Annotated in this window: 15 protein-coding genes and 2 tRNA genes; 8 read left to right on the top strand and 9 right to left on the bottom strand. The window is 59.4% G+C overall.

Annotated elements, in window-relative coordinates:
* Positions 1 to 66: 66 nt before the first annotated feature.
* Together ACILSO_RS28060 and ACILSO_RS28055 are read left to right on the top strand one after the other, a co-directional pair.
* Positions 67 to 1,269, top strand: a complete 1,203-nt coding sequence (locus ACILSO_RS28060) for a Tm-1-like ATP-binding domain-containing protein (RefSeq protein WP_395740803.1) — start codon at positions 67 to 69, stop codon at positions 1,267 to 1,269.
* Between the two features lie 138 nt (positions 1,270 to 1,407).
* Positions 1,408 to 2,001 carry a hypothetical protein gene (locus tag ACILSO_RS28055; RefSeq protein ID WP_395740802.1) on the top strand — a complete coding sequence of 198 codons (594 nt, stop codon included), beginning with the start codon at positions 1,408 to 1,410 and terminating at the stop codon, positions 1,999 to 2,001.
* Positions 2,002 to 2,007: 6 nt separating this feature from the next.
* Here ACILSO_RS28055 and ACILSO_RS28050 read toward each other — a convergent pair whose 3' ends face one another.
* From ACILSO_RS28050 to ACILSO_RS28010, 9 genes are all read right to left on the bottom strand, one after another.
* Positions 2,008 to 2,289, bottom strand: a complete 282-nt coding sequence (locus ACILSO_RS28050; protein WP_395740801.1) for a DUF167 domain-containing protein — start codon at positions 2,287 to 2,289, stop codon at positions 2,008 to 2,010.
* A gap of 4 nt (positions 2,290 to 2,293) precedes the next feature.
* Entirely contained in the window at positions 2,294 to 4,588 is a 2,295-nt protein-coding gene (locus tag ACILSO_RS28045) for a VWA domain-containing protein (RefSeq protein WP_395740800.1), read from the bottom strand.
* Positions 4,589 to 4,598: 10 nt separating this feature from the next.
* Positions 4,599 to 6,755: a BatA domain-containing protein gene (locus tag ACILSO_RS28040; RefSeq protein WP_395740799.1), complete on the bottom strand. Its 2,157-nt coding sequence runs from the start codon at positions 6,753 to 6,755 to the stop codon at positions 4,599 to 4,601.
* Between the two features lie 4 nt (positions 6,756 to 6,759).
* Positions 6,760 to 7,653, bottom strand: coding sequence for a DUF58 domain-containing protein (locus tag ACILSO_RS28035; protein WP_395740798.1), 894 nt, complete (start codon positions 7,651 to 7,653; stop codon positions 6,760 to 6,762).
* 48 nt (positions 7,654 to 7,701) lie between these two features.
* Positions 7,702 to 8,703, bottom strand: coding sequence for an AAA family ATPase (locus ACILSO_RS28030; RefSeq protein WP_395740797.1), 1,002 nt, complete (start codon positions 8,701 to 8,703; stop codon positions 7,702 to 7,704).
* Between the two features lie 157 nt (positions 8,704 to 8,860).
* On the bottom strand, positions 8,861 to 9,337 hold the full coding sequence (gene ispF / locus ACILSO_RS28025) for a 2-C-methyl-D-erythritol 2,4-cyclodiphosphate synthase (protein ID WP_395740796.1): 477 nt from the start codon (positions 9,335 to 9,337) through the stop codon (positions 8,861 to 8,863).
* Positions 9,338 to 9,344: 7 nt separating this feature from the next.
* Positions 9,345 to 10,790 (bottom strand): histidinol-phosphatase HisJ family protein, encoded by a 1,446-nt coding sequence (locus ACILSO_RS28020; protein WP_395740795.1) that lies wholly within the window; start codon positions 10,788 to 10,790, stop codon positions 9,345 to 9,347.
* A gap of 51 nt (positions 10,791 to 10,841) precedes the next feature.
* The gene (locus ACILSO_RS28015) at positions 10,842 to 11,897 is read right to left on the bottom strand and encodes a hypothetical protein (RefSeq protein ID WP_395740794.1); all 1,056 of its coding nucleotides are present in this window, start codon (positions 11,895 to 11,897) and stop codon (positions 10,842 to 10,844) included.
* A 16-nt stretch (positions 11,898 to 11,913) separates the two neighbouring features.
* A tRNA-Thr gene (locus ACILSO_RS28010) sits at positions 11,914 to 11,988 on the bottom strand.
* Between the two features lie 179 nt (positions 11,989 to 12,167).
* Here ACILSO_RS28010 and ACILSO_RS28005 point away from each other — a divergent pair.
* The 6 genes from ACILSO_RS28005 to ACILSO_RS27980 all read left to right on the top strand — a co-directional run bounded on the left by ACILSO_RS28005 (position 12,168) and on the right by ACILSO_RS27980 (position 16,426).
* Positions 12,168 to 12,374 (top strand): hypothetical protein, encoded by a 207-nt coding sequence (locus tag ACILSO_RS28005; RefSeq protein ID WP_395740793.1) that lies wholly within the window; start codon positions 12,168 to 12,170, stop codon positions 12,372 to 12,374.
* A gap of 56 nt (positions 12,375 to 12,430) precedes the next feature.
* Positions 12,431 to 13,897: a sulfatase gene (locus ACILSO_RS28000; RefSeq protein WP_395740792.1), complete on the top strand. Its 1,467-nt coding sequence runs from the start codon at positions 12,431 to 12,433 to the stop codon at positions 13,895 to 13,897.
* A 72-nt stretch (positions 13,898 to 13,969) separates the two neighbouring features.
* Positions 13,970 to 14,389, top strand: a complete 420-nt coding sequence (locus tag ACILSO_RS27995) for an exosortase system-associated protein, TIGR04073 family (RefSeq protein ID WP_395740791.1) — start codon at positions 13,970 to 13,972, stop codon at positions 14,387 to 14,389.
* 95 nt (positions 14,390 to 14,484) lie between these two features.
* A complete protein-coding gene (gene gatC, locus ACILSO_RS27990; RefSeq protein WP_395740790.1) occupies positions 14,485 to 14,775 on the top strand; it encodes an Asp-tRNA(Asn)/Glu-tRNA(Gln) amidotransferase subunit GatC in 291 nt (96 codons plus the stop codon).
* A gap of 42 nt (positions 14,776 to 14,817) precedes the next feature.
* The gene (gene gatA / locus ACILSO_RS27985) at positions 14,818 to 16,239 is read left to right on the top strand and encodes an Asp-tRNA(Asn)/Glu-tRNA(Gln) amidotransferase subunit GatA (protein WP_395740789.1); all 1,422 of its coding nucleotides are present in this window, start codon (positions 14,818 to 14,820) and stop codon (positions 16,237 to 16,239) included.
* Between the two features lie 110 nt (positions 16,240 to 16,349).
* Positions 16,350 to 16,426 (top strand) — tRNA-Arg (locus tag ACILSO_RS27980).
* Positions 16,427 to 16,486: the final 60 nt, after the last annotated feature.

Below are 16,486 nucleotides of genomic sequence, written 5' to 3'. Positions count from 1 at the left end.
CAGCCCGGATAGGATCAGGTGTGAAACGGTTGCTGTTCTTCCCGCGCCCGCTTTTATGATGCCACTATGGCAACCATCGCAGTCCTCGGCACGCTTGATACCAAAGGTCATGAACACGCCTACGTGGCGGAAGTCATCCGCGCGCGCGGGCATCAGACGCTGCTGATTGACACGGGCAGCGGGGATGCGCCTCAAGTGCAGCCGGACGTGACGCGGGAGCAGGTGGCGGCGGCAGGAAAGGTGGATCTCGCCAGCATCATGGAGCGGAAGGATCGGGGGGAGGCTGTGACAGCGATGGCGGGTGCGGCGGGAGCGTTTTTAACGGCGCTGGTCGCGAGTGGGAAGGTGCAGGGTGTGATCTCGCTCGGGGGTGGTGGCGGCACGGCCATCGGCACCGCTGCCATGCGCACGCTTCCTGTTGGTTTTCCGAAGTTGATGGTGTCCACACTGGCTGCGGGCAATGTGGCGCCTTACGTGGGGACAAAAGACATCGTGATGTTTCCCAGCATTGTCGATGTGAGCGGCGTCAACCGCATTTCACGGGTGCTGCTGGCACGTGCGGCGGGCGCGATATGCGGAATGGTGGAGACAGTGGTGCCCGAGGGAGAGGACAAGCCGTTGATCGCCGCCTCGATGTTTGGCAACACGACGGAGTGCGTGAACATGGCGAAGAAGCGGCTGGAAGAGGCCGGGTATGAGGTGCTGGTATTTCACGCCACCGGGACCGGCGGCAAGATCATGGAGTCGCTCATTGAAAGCGGCATGTTTGCCGGTGTGCTGGACATCACGACCACGGAGTGGGCTGATGAACTGGCGGGCGGCATCCTCGGTGCCGGGCCCACCCGCCTGGATGCCGCTGCGAAGGCGGGCATCCCCGCCATCATCACGCCGGGCTGTCTCGACATGGTGAACTTTGGCGAGCGAGCCAGCGTGCCCGCAAAGTTCGAAGGCCGCACTTTCTACATTCACAATCCGCAGGTAACCCTGATGCGGACGAATGCGGCTGAATGTGCGGAACTCGGGCGCATCCTGGCGGAGAAAGCGAATACGTATCGTGGTCCGGTGACGGTGCTGCTGCCGCTGAAGGCCATCAGCATCATCAGTGCTGAAGGGAAGCCGTTTCATGATGCAGCGGCGGATGCGGCGCTGTTTGGTGCGATCAAGCAGCACTTGCGCCCGGGCATTCCGCTCATCGAGATGGATTGTGAAATCAACGCGCCAGAGTTTGCGGCGGCGTGTGCGGAGGCACTGCTGCAAAGCCTTTCGTGATGTTTCGTCAAATGAGTGGTGGATTTGCGGCATGAACGACTGGCCTTTCCGGACAATCTTTGGGGCTGAGGGTTGATTCCAAACCAGTCCGTGTTCTCTCATTGCACCCCAGGGCGGTCTGTCCACACTGGCGGTACCATGAACTACCCGCTCACCTTCACCTTCAAATTCTTCGCTCTGGCTCCGCAGATCTACGTGACGGATGCACATGGCAGCACGGTTTGCTATGTGAAACAGAAGCTGTTTCGCTTTCGCGAAAAGGTGGAGGTGTTCACAGATGACACGATGCGGACGCCGCTGGCGACGATCGAGGCGGACCGCATCATTGACTGGTCAGCGCGGTATACTTTCAAATCGCCGACCGGGCAGGTGCTGGGCGCGGTGGGCAGGAGGGGGATGAAATCGCTGTGGCGGGCGCATTACGATGTGTTTGCCCCGGGGGCGCAGTCGCCGGCATTCGCGATTCAGGAGGCAAATCCGTGGACGAAGATGCTGGATGGACTGGTGGGCCAGATTCCGGTCGTGGGATTGTTCACCGGGTTCATGCTGCACCCAGTCTACATCGCGAGCCGTGGAGAGCAAGGGGCGCCTGTGGTGAGGCTGACGAAGCAGTCTGCGTTTTTCGAGGGACGCTTCGGTCTGACGCAGGAAGGGCCGGCGGATGATGGGGAACAACTGGCGCTTCTGCTGTCGTTTTTGATGATGAACCTGCTGGAGCGTGCGCGGGGTTGAGCCGCATTACCTCGGCAGCCTCTCCAACACACCCGCAGGCATCTCCAAGGTTTTCTGCCGGCTTGAAGTGCCGCGCAGCAAGGTGATCAGCCCCTTGGCACAGCCCAGTTCATCGGCAAGAAAACGGATCAGCTCTGTGTTGGCCTTGCCATCCACGGGCGGGGCCTTTAGTTTTACCAGCAACACGGGACGGCCTTTTTCATCAGCCGTCCATCCGGCGAATTCGGACTTCTTCGCGTTCGGAGTTACGCGTACTGCCAGCTGGGAGAGATCCTTGGAGGAGGCCATGAAATCAGACGAGCTTCAGTCGCTTGCGCATGAGCCACTCGGCAGTGAGCAGCAGGATGGCAGCGCCAAACCACCACCAGCTGCTCCACAGGATGGTCTCGTCCGTGATGACCTGTTTGCGGTCCATGCTTTGCAGGAGGCTCGGCAAAAGGCTGGCAGCCTGTTCTTCGCGCAAGAAGCGTCCTCCACTGTTGGTGGCCATGGTTTCGAGCAGCATGCGATTCATGGTAAGCGTGGCCCACTCGGGATTGCCGGTGTCAGAAACGTGGAGGGAGAGGCGGGCCTCGCTGCGTTGCGCACTGGGGCTCTCGGCCACTGCGATCTCATACGTGCCGGCCCTCAACGGCGGCGTCAGGGCACGGTAAATGCCGATGTGCGTGGGGTCGGCCTCGAGCTGCAAAGTGGCCACCTCGACGCCTTCATGGAGAAGGTAGGCACGGGGCTGTGCATCCGCGATGATGTCCCCGTTGTCGTTTCGAACTCGCACACGGATCTCCGAAGACTCACCCGGTGAATACCGCAGATGGTCGGTGCCGAGAGAGAGCTTTTTCTGATCGATCTGAAACGGTGGCGCTGCGATCCATGAGCCAAGCTGCATCCAGAGACGCTGATGGTACAAATCCGCCACCTGGAAACGCCAGCGCCACAGTTCATCGGTGCCGAGGTAGAGCACTGCACCGGCGCCCACCTGCCGGAAGACGATGGTCGGCTGCTGCGCTTTTGCCAGCGTGATGGCAGCGGCAAGCGGCTCGACGTTCGAGTGCCAGTTCATCTTTGGCAGAGTTGGCCAGAGAGTCGCGTTGGCGCTGGGGCTGTCGCTGAGACGCAGGGCGTCAAAGCGCTGGCCATCGGCGGTCAGCTCAATGCTGGACGGTGGAGTCTTGCTGCCGGAAGCGGCGAACCGGACCGGAATAAGCGGGGCGGTTTTTCCCTGGCTCCATTCATGCAGTTTGCCGCGCTGTCCGTCGACCATGATCAAACCACCCCCACGTTTTTCGACGAATTCGACGATCCAGTCGAGTTGCTCGCTTTTGAAACGATTCAGAGCGATGTCGCCGAGGATGATGAGGTCAAAGCTCAGCAGTTCGTCACGCGTTTTGGGAAAGTTTTTCTGCAGGTTGCTGTTTGCAGCATTGTCGGACATGTCATCGAAGATCACCCTGGCCTGCCAGCGTTCATCGCGGTCGAAGTGGTTGTGGACATAGCGTGACTCCCAGCGCGGGCGTCCGTCCAAAATCAGCACCTTGCGCTTCTTCTCCAGCAGATGGATGGAGAGTTCGCGTGCATTGTTGGAGCGTGTTTTTTCCAGCGCGGCGCGGTCACCGGTGGCGGCGATCTGGATGTTCACATTGCGCAGAGTTTTGTCCCGCTGGGTTGGGGAGGGAGGAGGAAGCTCCGAAACGGGAAAGATGAAATCGAAGTTCTTTTCCCCTTTGCCGTCGGTGATGAAATCTTTTTTCCACAGCACCTTGCCCAGGCTTTCAATGCGCACGCTGGCGGGAATGCCGCCAGGCATGCTGTCATTGATGACGAGCCGGCCTTGAAAGTTTTCCTTGGAGAATACGGACTCAGGAGCAGTCACGGCAAGCAGCGCGAGGTCCGCCGGCGGAATCTCGGTGCCGAACCCGACGGTGAAGATGGCGGTGCCGCTGCTCTTGAGAGCGGAACTGAACTCTTCGGGCGAGCCATTGGAGTTGTGCTGGCCATCTGTGAGCACGACCAGAGCGGTTCCAGCCGCGGCGGGCCCGAGCGCGGCGCGCAGCGTTTGATCCAGATTGGTGATCGGTGCTGTGGCGGGAAGTTCAAAACTGGCGGGCATGTCGCCGGAGGTGTCTTTGCCATTCTGACGGTACCACCAGAGACGCTGCGTATTCATGCCACGCAGGGCCACCAGTTCCACGTCCTGAGTCTCGGCGAGTTTTTTCAGCAGCGGCGTTGTGCCTTTGAGCAGGAGATCTTCCGCGCGTTGAAATCGTGCTTTGGAAGCGCCGGCAGATTTGTCTGCAGCGTCATCCGTCAGCTGCATGCTGGCCGAACTGTCCACGGCGACGACCACGCGGCCCAGCTGTCGAATGGTGGTGACGTGCCGCAGGATCGGGCCCGCAAGCGCGAGCACGAGAATGAACACCGCCAGTGAGCGCAGCGCCGCAGGCACCTTTGCCGCCGGACTGCCCACAAACTTCAGCTCACGCCTGTAGAGAAACCACATCAATGCCGAAAGGCCAAGCGCGAGCACGACCACTGGCAGCGGCGGGTAGCCGCCTGTGAAGCGCAGGGTGGTTTCAGTTTGCGGTGTCATGCGTTACAGCTCAGCCTCTGGCGATGTGTTGTTGCAGCAGAACTTCGGCGAAAAGCAGCATCAGCAGCGCGATGAGGAGCGGCTGCCAGAGTTCGCTGCCGTGGCGGCGGGTGCGGTCCAGCGCCTGATAGGAGGGCAGGGTGTCGGCATACGCGGCGTCATGGCGTTGGGCGATCTTTTGAATGTCTGCCACGGGCAGAGCCTTGAGATTGGACTCTGTGCCATCGATGTTGAATGCCAGCAGGGAGACCTTTTCCGTGCCCGTTTTTTGCAGCTGATAGATGCCGGGCTGCGAGATGGCGGGACTTTGCACAAAGACGGAATCTCCCTCTTTGACCGACTTCAGCGTCTGCGTCTGCCCAGTGGGATCACGAAGGGTAAATTCGGAGCCGAGTTCTGCTTTGTCCAGAGGCAGCCGGATCGTGGAGCCCACGAGCTGCCATGCAGGTGCGCTCCCCACTGTCGCGAGGTAGGTGGTCAGCCGTTGCATCAGGGGCACAAAGAAGGGCTGCAGCGGCAGGTTGCTCCATTCGGCATTGGCCGTGGTGGCGGATGCGATGACGCGGCCTCGGCCATATTTCTTCTCGATCATCAGCGGCACATTGCGGTCCAGATTGAAGATTCGCTGGGTTTGATCCCCCTGCGGCACAAATTCAAACCAGTGGCGGAATTCAGCATCCTGCAGGCGGCCTGCGCGTGCGTCATTGAAATAGAGCGCTGATGGATGAGTGAACCGCTGCATCAAAATTCGTGCTGCGGGCTCGTCCGCATCGGCGCGTGCCTGGCCTTTGATGGCGGCAGGGTACAGCCCCTCTCCCTTGCGGAAGAACTCACGGTTGTACCAGTCGAGATCGCACTCAGGTCCGGCAAATATGAGCAGTCCGCCTCCCTCCTTGACGAATTTGTCGATGTCGTTCTGCGTGTGCCCTTGAAGGCGCTGCACATCGGCCATGATGATGACCTCCTGCTGGCGGAGGTCTTCATTGCGAATTTTGCGAACGTCGATTTTCTTGGTGCGGATAAGGTCCTTGAGCGATGCTGCGGCGACGGTGTGCGGCTCAAGGGCGATGTCGAGGAAGTCGGTCGCACCGCTGAGCGGTTCGTTGCCCGGTTTGCCGTCAATCAGCAGAACATTAAGCTGATTGCGCACCTGCACGATGGAGTGGAAGGCGTTGTCATCGGCAAAGCTGTCGCCTTCGATGCGGACGGAGAGGGAGTGGTCGCCCACCTTGTTAAAGGCATGGGTGAAGGACAGCATGGCCTCGCCTTCCGGCGCCAGGGAGACTCGCGCAGTGCGCAGGCGCGCTCCGTCAGCCTCCAGTTGCACCGGGATGTCCTGCCAGGGCCGTTTGCCATGGTTTTTGATGCGCACCCGCATGCCGATCGGCTGGGATTCTGCGGCAACGAGGGCGGATACATCCGCGCTGGCAATGCTCAGGTTTTCCGCGAGATCGCTGCCCACACGGTAAAAGGTGATCTGAGGCTTGGGTTCCTGCTTGGAAAGATTTTCGAGCGCGGGCAGCGCGGCCCCGTCGGCGATGGCCTTCCAGTCGGCTTCCTGGAAGTCAGAAATGATGACGACCTCACGCGCGGCATTGGGCGCATCTTTCAAGGCGGAGGTGGCGGCCTGAAACGCATCATTCGCGGCGAGAGGGCCAGACATGGAGGGCACGTCACTGAGCTGTTTCGGCACCAGATCGAGCGAGGTGGTGGCCTTGTCCATCAGCTTGCGTGGCGAGCCACCGGATAGAATTACCTGGGCGCTGGAGCCGCTTGGCAGATCGGTCAGAATGTTTTGTACGTCCTGCCGCGCCTGCTCCAAAACCGTCCCGCCTGGCAGCGTTGTCTGCGCTGCTGGCGCGCGCATGGAGAAGGAGTCGTCCAGCATCACGACGAGGGAGGAACTGCCAAGGCCCAGGGACCGCAGTGCCGTGAGCACGGGACGCGCAAGGCACAGCGCCAGCACGATGGGAATGGCGATGCGGATCATCAGCAGCAGAAGCTGCTCAATCTTCATCTTGCGCTTCCGCTGGCGGATCACTTCGTGAAGCAGGTGCATGGCCCCCCAGCGCACGGTGACCACCTTCCGCTTGTTGAGCAGATGGATGATCAGCGGGATGAGGAAGGCCGCTGCGCCAAAAAGAAGTATGCCGTGGAGGAAACCCATTGTTTTAACGCATGCGCAGGGAAAGGTAGCTGCGCAGCGCCGCAGTGTGCGGTTCATCCGTCGGCAGGCTCAGGTAGTCGACCTGATGCTTGCGGAAGCCTTCCTTGAGCTGGCTGGCAAACTGCTGCTGTACTTCCATGTAGCGCTGGCGGATGGTGGCGGGATCCAGAAGCAGGAAGTCGTCATTGTCCTCGAGATTCTCAAACCGGGCCCAGTTTCCAAACGAGAAGTCAAGCTCGTCACGGTCCCATAGCTGAAGGGCGATGATCTCGTGGCCCTTTTTGCGCAGCACGCCAATGGACTGGAGAAGCGCCGTGGGATCGTCAAAAAAATCGCTGATGAGGATGACGAGGCCCCGGCGCTTGAGCCGCTGGGCGAGAGACTCCAGCACCGGCGCGAGGCTGGTGTCCTTTCCCGGGGTGGTCTTGACCATGGTTTCCAGCATCAGGTGCAGATGGGAAATCTTGGTGCGGCAGGGAATGATGTCCCGCACTTTGGAGTCAAAAGTAATGAGGCCCACGGCATCCTGCTGGCTCATGAGCAGGTAGGCCAGAGATGCAGCGAGCTTGCGTGCGTAATCAAATTTTAAGACGCCCTTCTGGCCGCGATACCCCATGCTTCCGCTGGCATCCAGCACGATGGTTGCGCGCAGATTGGTTTCTTCATCAAACTCACGAATGTAGAAGCGGTCTGTGCGGCCAAAGATCTTCCAGTCCAGGCGGCGGATTTCGTCTCCCTGCACATACGGGCGGTGCTGGCGGAACTCGACGCTGAAACCTTTGTGCGGGGAGGCGTGCTGACCGGTGGTGAATCCCTCCACGACCGTGCGCGCAAACAGCTGCAGCGTCTGAAGACTGGTGATGTCTTCGGCTTGCAGGATGTCAGAAAGCGTGGCCACTGAAGAGGAGGGAGATTTGGGAACGTGTGATCTGGCGGGAATTCAGCCTTACAGCACCCGCGTTTCACCCTTCTTGGTCTTCTTCACCAGCTCGGCAATAATCTGGTCCACCGTGATGCCTTCCGCTTCAGCGTGGAAGGTGGGGACAAGGCGGTGGCGCAGGGCAGGGGCGGCCAGCGCTTCAATATCATCAGTCGTCACATGCGTGCGGCCCTGAAGCAGGGCCCGGACTTTGCCGGCAAGCACGAGCATCTGGCTGGCACGCGGGCCCGCGCCCCAGCTCAGCATGCTCTTCACGTATTCAGATGCGTCTGGCTCGGTAGGCCGGGTGGCGCGGACGAGATCCAGCACAAAGTCGATGACGTGATCCGGAACGGGAACTTTCCGCGCAAGCTGCTGGGCGGCGTGCAATTCTTCCGCCGTGATGACGGCGTCGATATTCTGCGTCTCTCCGCCCGTGGTGCGGGCGATGATTTCGCGCTCGTCGTTGCGGGTGGGGTAGTCCACTTTGATAAGGAAGAGGAAGCGGTCCTTCTGCGCTTCAGGCAGCGGGTAGGTTCCTTCCTGTTCAATGGGGTTCATCGTGGCCAGCACGAAGAAGGGCTTGGGCAGTTCATGCGTGACCTGGCCTACGGTGACGTGCTTTTCCTGCATGGCTTCCAGCAGTGCGGCCTGGGTTTTCGGCGGGGTACGGTTGATTTCATCCGCCAGAATGATCTGGGAGAAAATGGGGCCGGACTGGAAGACGAGCTTGCGGCGTCCTGTCTCAGCATCTTCCTGGATGATCTCCGTGCCGGTGATGTCCGCAGGCATGAGGTCGGGAGTGAACTGAATACGACGGAAGCTCAGGTGCATGGCGTCCGCCAGGGACTTGACCAGGAGGGTCTTGGCCAGGCCAGGCACACCTTCGAGCAGGCTGTGTCCACCCGCGGCGATCGCGATGAACACCTGCTCAATGACGGCCTCCTGTCCGACGATGCGCTTGCCGAGGGCAGCTTTGAGCTTGTTATAACCTGAGACGAGAGCGGCGGCAGCGGCGGAGTCGGACATGAGAAGGGAGTGACGAAATCAGAATGAAGCGTGGCAGATGAGGGCGTAGGGAGCCTTCAACGCATGCGCAGTGAACACGAGGACGGAGCATGAATTCTTTCCACTCTTGCGCGCATGCTGGCAAGAAGACAAAAACAGATTTGTGATTAAACCGGAATCAGATCCTGCTGACACAGGCCACCGCCATTGCGGCGATTCCTTCTTCCCGACCCACAAAGCCCAGGCGCTCGTTCGTTGTGGCCTTCACCCCGACCTGGTCCGGCTGAATGCCAAGCGCAGAAGCGATGTTCGCTTTCATGGCCGCAGCATGCGGTTTCACCCGCGGCGCTTCGGCAATGAGGGAGGCGTCCACGTTTTCAATCCGCATGCCTTTGCCTGCGGCAATCTCGGCGCATTTTTCGAGAATTTTGAGGCTGCAGATGCCCTCGATGCTCGGATCGCTGGGCGGAAACCAGTGGCCGATGTCGGGCTCTCCGAGGGCACCGAGGACGGCGTCCGCGATGGCGTGGCTGAGCACATCTGCGTCCGAGTGCCCTTTCAGGCCGCGCGAATGCGGAATGGTGACCCCGCCAAGCACGAGCGGGCGGCCTTCTTCAAAGGGGTGGACGTCGTAACCAATGCCGGTGCGAACCATGAGGAGATCAGGCGTTGTGGTCGGCGGCCTTCTTCAAGCTGGCAAGCACGTCGGAAATGGGCAGGTCGATGCGCTGGCGGTTGAGGAAGTAGCTGACGTTCTCGTAGCCTGCTTCGGCCAGGTTGTTCAAGGCGGTCACGAAATGCTCGCCCACACGCACGGAGCGGTGCGAGTCGGAACCAACGACGACGGGAATCTTGCGTTCCGCCATCATGCGCAGCATTTCGAGCCCCGGGTTCATCTCAGAGTAGCTCTTGTTGAGCCCGGAGGTGTTCAATTCCATCGCCACGCCGGTGGCGGCAATGCGGTCCAGCGCGCCTGCGACGGTGTTTTTCACGATGGCAAAGCACCAGGAATCCGGGTGGTAGTTCTTCACCAGGTCAGGATGCGCGAGGGCATCGTAAAGACCGGACTCGGCCGACTTGGCGAGGTGCTCAAAGTAGGTGCGGCGGAAGTTCTCGATGGTGCCGGTTTCAAACTTGTTGAGGTATTCCTTGGCCTGCCAGTGCACGGCGCCCAGCACGTAGTGGAAGTCGGCGCGCTGGTGCAGGTTGGAAATGTACTCTTCGCAGCCGGGGAAAAATTCGCTTTCGATTCCAAGGCGGATGTCGAGCCTCCCCTTGAAGGCATCGGCGGCGCGCTGAACGAGCTCCACGTAGGTGTCGAATTCGCTTTCGGCCATACGAACGGAGGGCCAGAAGCCATTCGGCATGGGGCAGTGGCAGGTGAAGATAATGCCCTTCAAACCTGCTTTGACCGCCTGTTCGGCATACTCCTCGGGCTCTCCCCACGCGTGCTTGCAAAGCGGTGTGTGCATGTGGGAGTCGTAAAAGAGAGCGCCCGACTTCGTAGGCCCGGGTGGCGGCAGCGGCTGGGTGGGTACCCTCTTAACTGGAGGGGGCGGGGCAGGGGGAGCCTCCACCACAACTTCCACGGGCGCTGCAGGAGCAGGCTTTTTAGCTGTGGCCGCAGCAGGTGCCGCAGTTGTTTTTGGAGTGGCGGCGGGAATCGCTGCGGCTGTAGCAGCAGGTTTCTCGGCAGGAACAGCCGCCTTTGAAATCGCTGGTTTTGCAGCGGCAGCCACCGGTTTTGCAGGAGCGGCGGCTGGCTTTGCAGGAGCTGCTGCCGGCTTGGCAGGGACCGCTGATTTAGCTGGAGGCTGTGCCTTGCCAGCAGGTTTGGTTGCAGCGGGCTTGGCGGGGGCCGGGGCAGGTTTGGGCGTTGGGACCTTGGCTTTTGGAGCCGGAACCTTCGTCACAGCCTTCTTTTTCACCGAAGGCTTCGGCGCAGCAGATTTTTTGACAATGGCCTTTTTGACGGCTGGCTTCTTTGGAGCGGTCTTTTGCGGAGCAGCCTTCTTGGTAGAAACCGTTTTCTTTTGCGGCAGCGCTTTCTTGGCTGGCTTGGAAGGGGCCTTTTTCTTGGAGGCCACGGTTTTCTTGGGGGCAGGCATGGCCTTACCCCGGGCCGCCTTTTTCGTATTTCGTTTAGGTTTGCTCACAGTCTAGCTCCTGGTTCCGTGCAATATCAGCCATCCTTTGCCTTCGACTGCTGCAATCCGTGCATTTTTGCCATTGCCGGTTGGGCCAGGATAACAGAGTCGAAGAGTTAACGGGACGTCTTTCCAGTTTCCGGTCTGGAGTTGCTGGAGAAGTGGCTGAAACTTAGGATCTTTACGATCAAAGTAGGCATAAATGACGTCATTATCGTCAGGATGCTTGATTTCGAGGACTTCGCTGCCCATTGGAGGCGAGTCGGGAGGGCTGTTTTGGGGCTTGGAGGCGATCACTCGGAACAGCTTCGGCGCTGTCGGCTGGGTCTTGATGAACTCCTCCCAGTTGGCCTCGCTGTAGCGGACGGAGCTTTCCCAGTCCACTCGGAAACTTCCGTCATCTTTCTCCTCGATGATCAGGCTCACGGGTTCCGCATTGGCAAAGATCGCCTGGGCGTAGCCAAGCCGGTATCCTTCTTCCTCCACGGGCAGCACCCACCCCAGGCTCTTCCATTCGAGCGGTTGCTGGGCATGGCTCTCGTAATAATTCTCCATCAGCGGCCGCACCCGGGAGGGATCACGGGAGTAAAGCAGCTTTTGGTCAAGGCTCGCGGCTTCAAAAAAGCCTCGGACGGCATGCTCGATCTTTGGCCTTTTGCTGTCGATATCCTGAATCAGCGAAGGTGTTTCGGCAATCGAACCATTACCCAGGGGAAGTCGATCGGTGCCTTTGTGGGTTGTGGTAATTTCACCAGGTCTGACTGTCTCTGCCTGGATACGGGTCTCTGGCACATGGACGTCTGAAGCCCCGTTAAGGAGGGCGGGATTTTCCTTGGTTTTCCCAGACCATCGCCTCTCCAAGTCCTTGTCATACACGGACTGCACGTAATCAGGATTCACCTTGGCTGATTCCCAAAGCTTTACCATAACGACTCGAACCACCGTGGCAATCATCACGACCAACGCCATGCAACCCAGCACGGTGGCTATCGCATTGATCATGGCCTCTCGGCGCCGTGCTCGGCTGCGGCGTGGCGGGTCATTGTCAGCAATGCTCGGGTTGGTCATGGCAAACACGCGTGGATGGAGCCGAAGGCGGGATTTGAACCCGCGACCCTCGCATTACGAATGCGATGCTCTACCACTGAGCTACTCCGGCATGGACGTGTGACTTTAAGTCGCTGATTATATAAAGGGTCGAAAGACCTTGTCATTTGCTTTCTTTTGCAGTCCGAAAAAATCCGCCCCCCCTCCGTCCCCTCGCTGGCCCGCCTTTACCTCCCCCCCTCCCGGCAGCTCTGGCTTGAAACACGCCTCGAATTCGTTCATTCATCGGCCATGACCAGTTCTCACCTTCCTGCCCAGCCCGGAACCCCTTATGGAGAATTTCTGGCCGAGCAGGAGGAGATCCAGCGGCTTAAATGGCTTGTCAGCGAGCAGGAGGGCCATGACATCGGCTTTGAGTTCGCCCTCAATGAATGGGCACGGAATCATCGTGCTGAATGGCGCAGGATGCGGAACAAGCTCAAGCGCCCAGCCGCCTGAGTTTTTGGCGGCGTTGAGGGTAATTATCGGGCCGAATCTCGCGTTTATCCCCGGCCATGACCATCCGATCCGCTGCCCTAGGTGCGCTTTTTCTGCTGACTTCTGTGTGCATTCACGGAGCGGAGCGCTCCCGAGTCCTCTTTATTATGGCGGATGACCTGCGCCCCGAACTGGGCTGCTATGGGTCCGTCGCCATCACGCCCCATCTGGATGCTTTGGCCAGGCGAGGCACGCTTTTCCGCCGCGCCTATTGTCAGCAGGCGGTTTGCAATCCCTCCCGGTCCTCCATGCTTACTGGTTTGCGTCCCGGCACCCTGGGGCTATATGTGAATGGCACGCATTTCCGCGAGTTGAAGCCGGGTGTTCTCACCCTGCCTCAATGGATGAAACAGCACGGTTTTACCACCCGTTGCGTGGGCAAGATTTTCCACAACTGGCACACCAAAGAACATGGAGATCCCCGATCTTGGAGCGCTCCGGAATTCTTGCACTATGCTAATCATGGGGATGATATCCCTGAGGTTTCAGGGGAGATGCCACCGAACTTCGCCACTCTTTCCAGCAATTTGCGCCAATATGGCAAAGTGCCGCTGTGTGAGTGCCGGGAGGTGCCGGATGAAGCCTACTATGATGGCCGTGTGGCGGCTGAAGCTGTGCGCGTCCTTGGCGAGATTAAGGACGAGTCCTTTTTCCTGGCGGTAGGCTTTTGGAAACCACATGCTCCGTTCAATGCCCCGAAAAAATACTGGGACCTCTACCAGAGGGAAAAACTCCCTGCGTATGATCCTGCGCGACCGGTCGCCGCTCCTGAGATAGCGTTTCACCAGAGCACTGAAATTCTGGGCCCGGCGGAAAACCAGAAGCAGCCCACCGCAGAACAGGCGGCAGAGATGCGGCACGGCTATTTTGCCGGCATCAGCTACATGGACGCGCAGGTGGGGAAGGTGATTGCTGCGCTGGAACAGCAGGGCCTTCTCGACTCCACGCTCATCGTTTTCTCCGGAGACCACGGATACCACATCGGGGAGCATGGCCTCTGGGCCAAAACTTCGAATTTCGAACTCGACGCCCGCGTGCCGCTTATCATCGTGCCGCCCAAGGCAAAACACGCCGGAGCCAGCACGGACACCCTGGTGGAAATGGTGGACCTGTTCCCCACAGTCACCGCCGTGTGCGGGGTGCCCAGTGCCCCCGGGATGGAGGGCGCCAGTCTCGTTCCAGTCTTGGATGACCCCCATGCCACAGTCAAAGAAGCGGCCTATACCCAGCACCCGCGCCCGCCCTACCCGGACCGCGCCCCACGTGCCAGGCCGGAAGTCATGGGAGTGAGCGTCCGCACCCCCACGCTTCGCTACACTGAATGGCGCGACTTTGACAGTGGCAGCGTGGTGGCAAGCGAGCTCTATGACCACAGCCGCGACGAGGCAGAAATGACCAATACTGTGGACCATCCCGTGACGCCTGCGGCCCTGGAGCAGGCACGGCAGCTTCTGTACCGCCAGTTTCCGCCCCGGCAGCGATGAACGGTGGGTGGCAAAAAACACAATTAATGGTTGCCAAACACCGCCAAATTTTGTTAATCATCATTAAGTCGCATGAAAAACCGTTTTCTACTCCTCGCTTTCACTCTCTGTGCCGTTTCCAGCATTGCCTATGGAGACATCCAGTCCCCTCCAGGGCATCATTTCACTTGGAGCCGTAAGCTTAGCCGTGGTGTGGGCAATGTGCTTTTTGGCTGGTTCGAATATCCTGCCGTGTGGCGCAAGACCAATGAGTCCGACGGTTCCATCGCAGCTGCTTCTGACATGCTCGTTGAAGGCACGAAGCGCACTTTGGTGAGAGCTGGCTACGGCCTCTATGAGATCGCCACTTTCCCGGTGCCCAGCTGGAAGCGCACCTACCGCCCTCCGTATCATCACAAGGAGAACGTGGACTCCTGGTGGGGATACACCCAGTTCCCGCCAGAAGTGGGATTCCGTTCCGAAATTCCTTATTCCTCCGCCCAAGGCTGGTAACATCATAAGGTCATTTTTTCTGAGGCACAGACTGCTAACAGTCTGTGCCTTTTGTTTGCATTCCATGGCACCTGCTGCCAAAAGGGCGGTTTACCATGCCTGACGCTCATCAGATCGATATCAACCATGTGGCCAAGCTGGCCCGTCTCTCGCTGAACGAGGAGGAAGCCACGCGGTATGCCTCCCAGCTTGACGGCATCCTGACTTACATTGACACCCTGACCCGCTACGACCTGGACGGAGTGGAGCCCACCGCCCATGCCATTCCCGTGTATGACGTGCTGCGCGCGGATGTGCCCCGCCCGGGCTTCACCCAGGACCAGGCGCTTTCCAATGCTCCCAAACGCGTCGCGGACCAGATTCAAATTCCGCAGGTCATCGAGTAACAGCCCGCCTTCCCCCTTTTTCTTTTTCCGCCTTTCCCTCCTATGCTTGCCTCCTCCACCATTGCAGCCTTGCGCCAAGGCATCACTGCAGGTGAAATCACGCCACGCGACATCGTTTTGGATGTCGCAAAGTCTATCGAGTCCCGCAACACTGAGATTGGCGCCTATCTGTCCTGGGATGTGGAGACCGCGCTTGCCGAAGCAGACCGCGCCGATATCACCAAGCCCCTCGGTGGCATTCCAATCGCGGTGAAGGACAACATGAACGTGACGGGCCAGCCCTGCACCTGCGGGTCTCGCATCCTCGCGGAGAACTACTCCTCCCCCTATGACGCAGGAGCCATCCGTCAGTTGCGCGCCGCCGGCGCCATCCCGTTTGGCAGGCTCAACATGGATGAGTTTGCCATGGGTTCCAGCACCGAGAACTCCGCACTTGGCGTCACCCGCAATCCGCGCGATCTCTCCCGCGTTCCCGGCGGCTCCAGTGGGGGCAGTGCAGCCGCAGTGGCAGGGGATCTCGCGGTCGCCGCTCTTGGTTCCGATACAGGTGGTTCGATCCGCCAGCCCGCTGCCCTGTGCGGCTGCGTCGGCATCAAGCCCACCTATGGCCGCGTCTCACGCTTTGGCTTGGTTGCTTTCGCGTCGTCGCTCGATCAGATCGGTCCTGTCACCAAGACAGTGGAAGATTCAGCCCTCCTGCTGAACCATCTCTGCGGTCATGATGCCCTCGACTCCACTTCACTGAACGTGGACGTTCCGGACTTCACCGCGTCCCTCGGTCGAGACATCAAGGGGCTGCGCATTGGCCTGCCGAAGGAGTATTACATCGACGGCATCCACGCCGGTGTTTCTGCCAGCGTGCAGGCGGCCATCCGCCAGTTGGAGTCCCTGGGCGCCATCATTGAAGAAATCAGCCTTCCGCACACCGAGCTGGGAGTGGCCACCTATTATGTTCTCGCTCCCGCAGAGGCCTCGGCCAATCTCGCTCGTTTTGATGGCGTGCGCTACGGGCACCGCAGCAGTGCTGCCGGGAATTTGATGGATCAGTACACCTTCTCCCGCTCCGAAGGTTTTGGGCCCGAGGTGAAACGGCGCATCCTGCTGGGCACCTACATGCTCAGTTCCGGGTATTACGACGCCTATTACATCCGCGCGCAAAAGGCGCGCACGCTGATCCGCAATGACTTTACCGAGGCCTTCAAGCAGGTGGATGTCATCATCTCTCCCACCAGCCCGACACCTGCGCACAAACTGGGCGAGCTCAAAGACAACCCGCTCGCCGCTTACTTGGAAGATGTCTTCACCATTCCTGTCAATCTTGCCGGCCTCCCTGGAATCAGCCTGCCTTGTGGCAATGTGGACGTGGAGGGCAAGGCTCTTCCCGTGGGTCTGCAGATCGTGGGCAAAGCATTGGATGAAGCCACGGTGCTTCGCGTTGCGCATGCATATGAGCAGTCACGCTGAAGTTTGCGGCAAGAAATGAATAAAATGTGTCGGAGTGATTGACAAAGGCATGCACTGGTCTACTCTCTCTGCCCGCTGTTTCCAACACGGCGGTTTTAACAAACTTTAACGCACCCGTAGCTCAACGGATTAGAGCATCTGACTACGGATCAGAAGGTTTCAGGTTCGAATCCTGACGGGTGCGCCACTCATTATGAATGAGTTAAATCAATGCTCTAGTTGGCGCGTTATTTCCTCGTGTGCACTT

This window comes from Prosthecobacter sp. (assembly GCF_044226605.1).
In the GTDB taxonomy this organism is placed as follows: Bacteria; Verrucomicrobiota; Verrucomicrobiia; order Verrucomicrobiales; family Verrucomicrobiaceae; genus Prosthecobacter.
The sequence above is the reverse complement of the archived record's forward strand: the minus strand, read 5'-3'. Positions and strand labels throughout refer to the sequence as shown.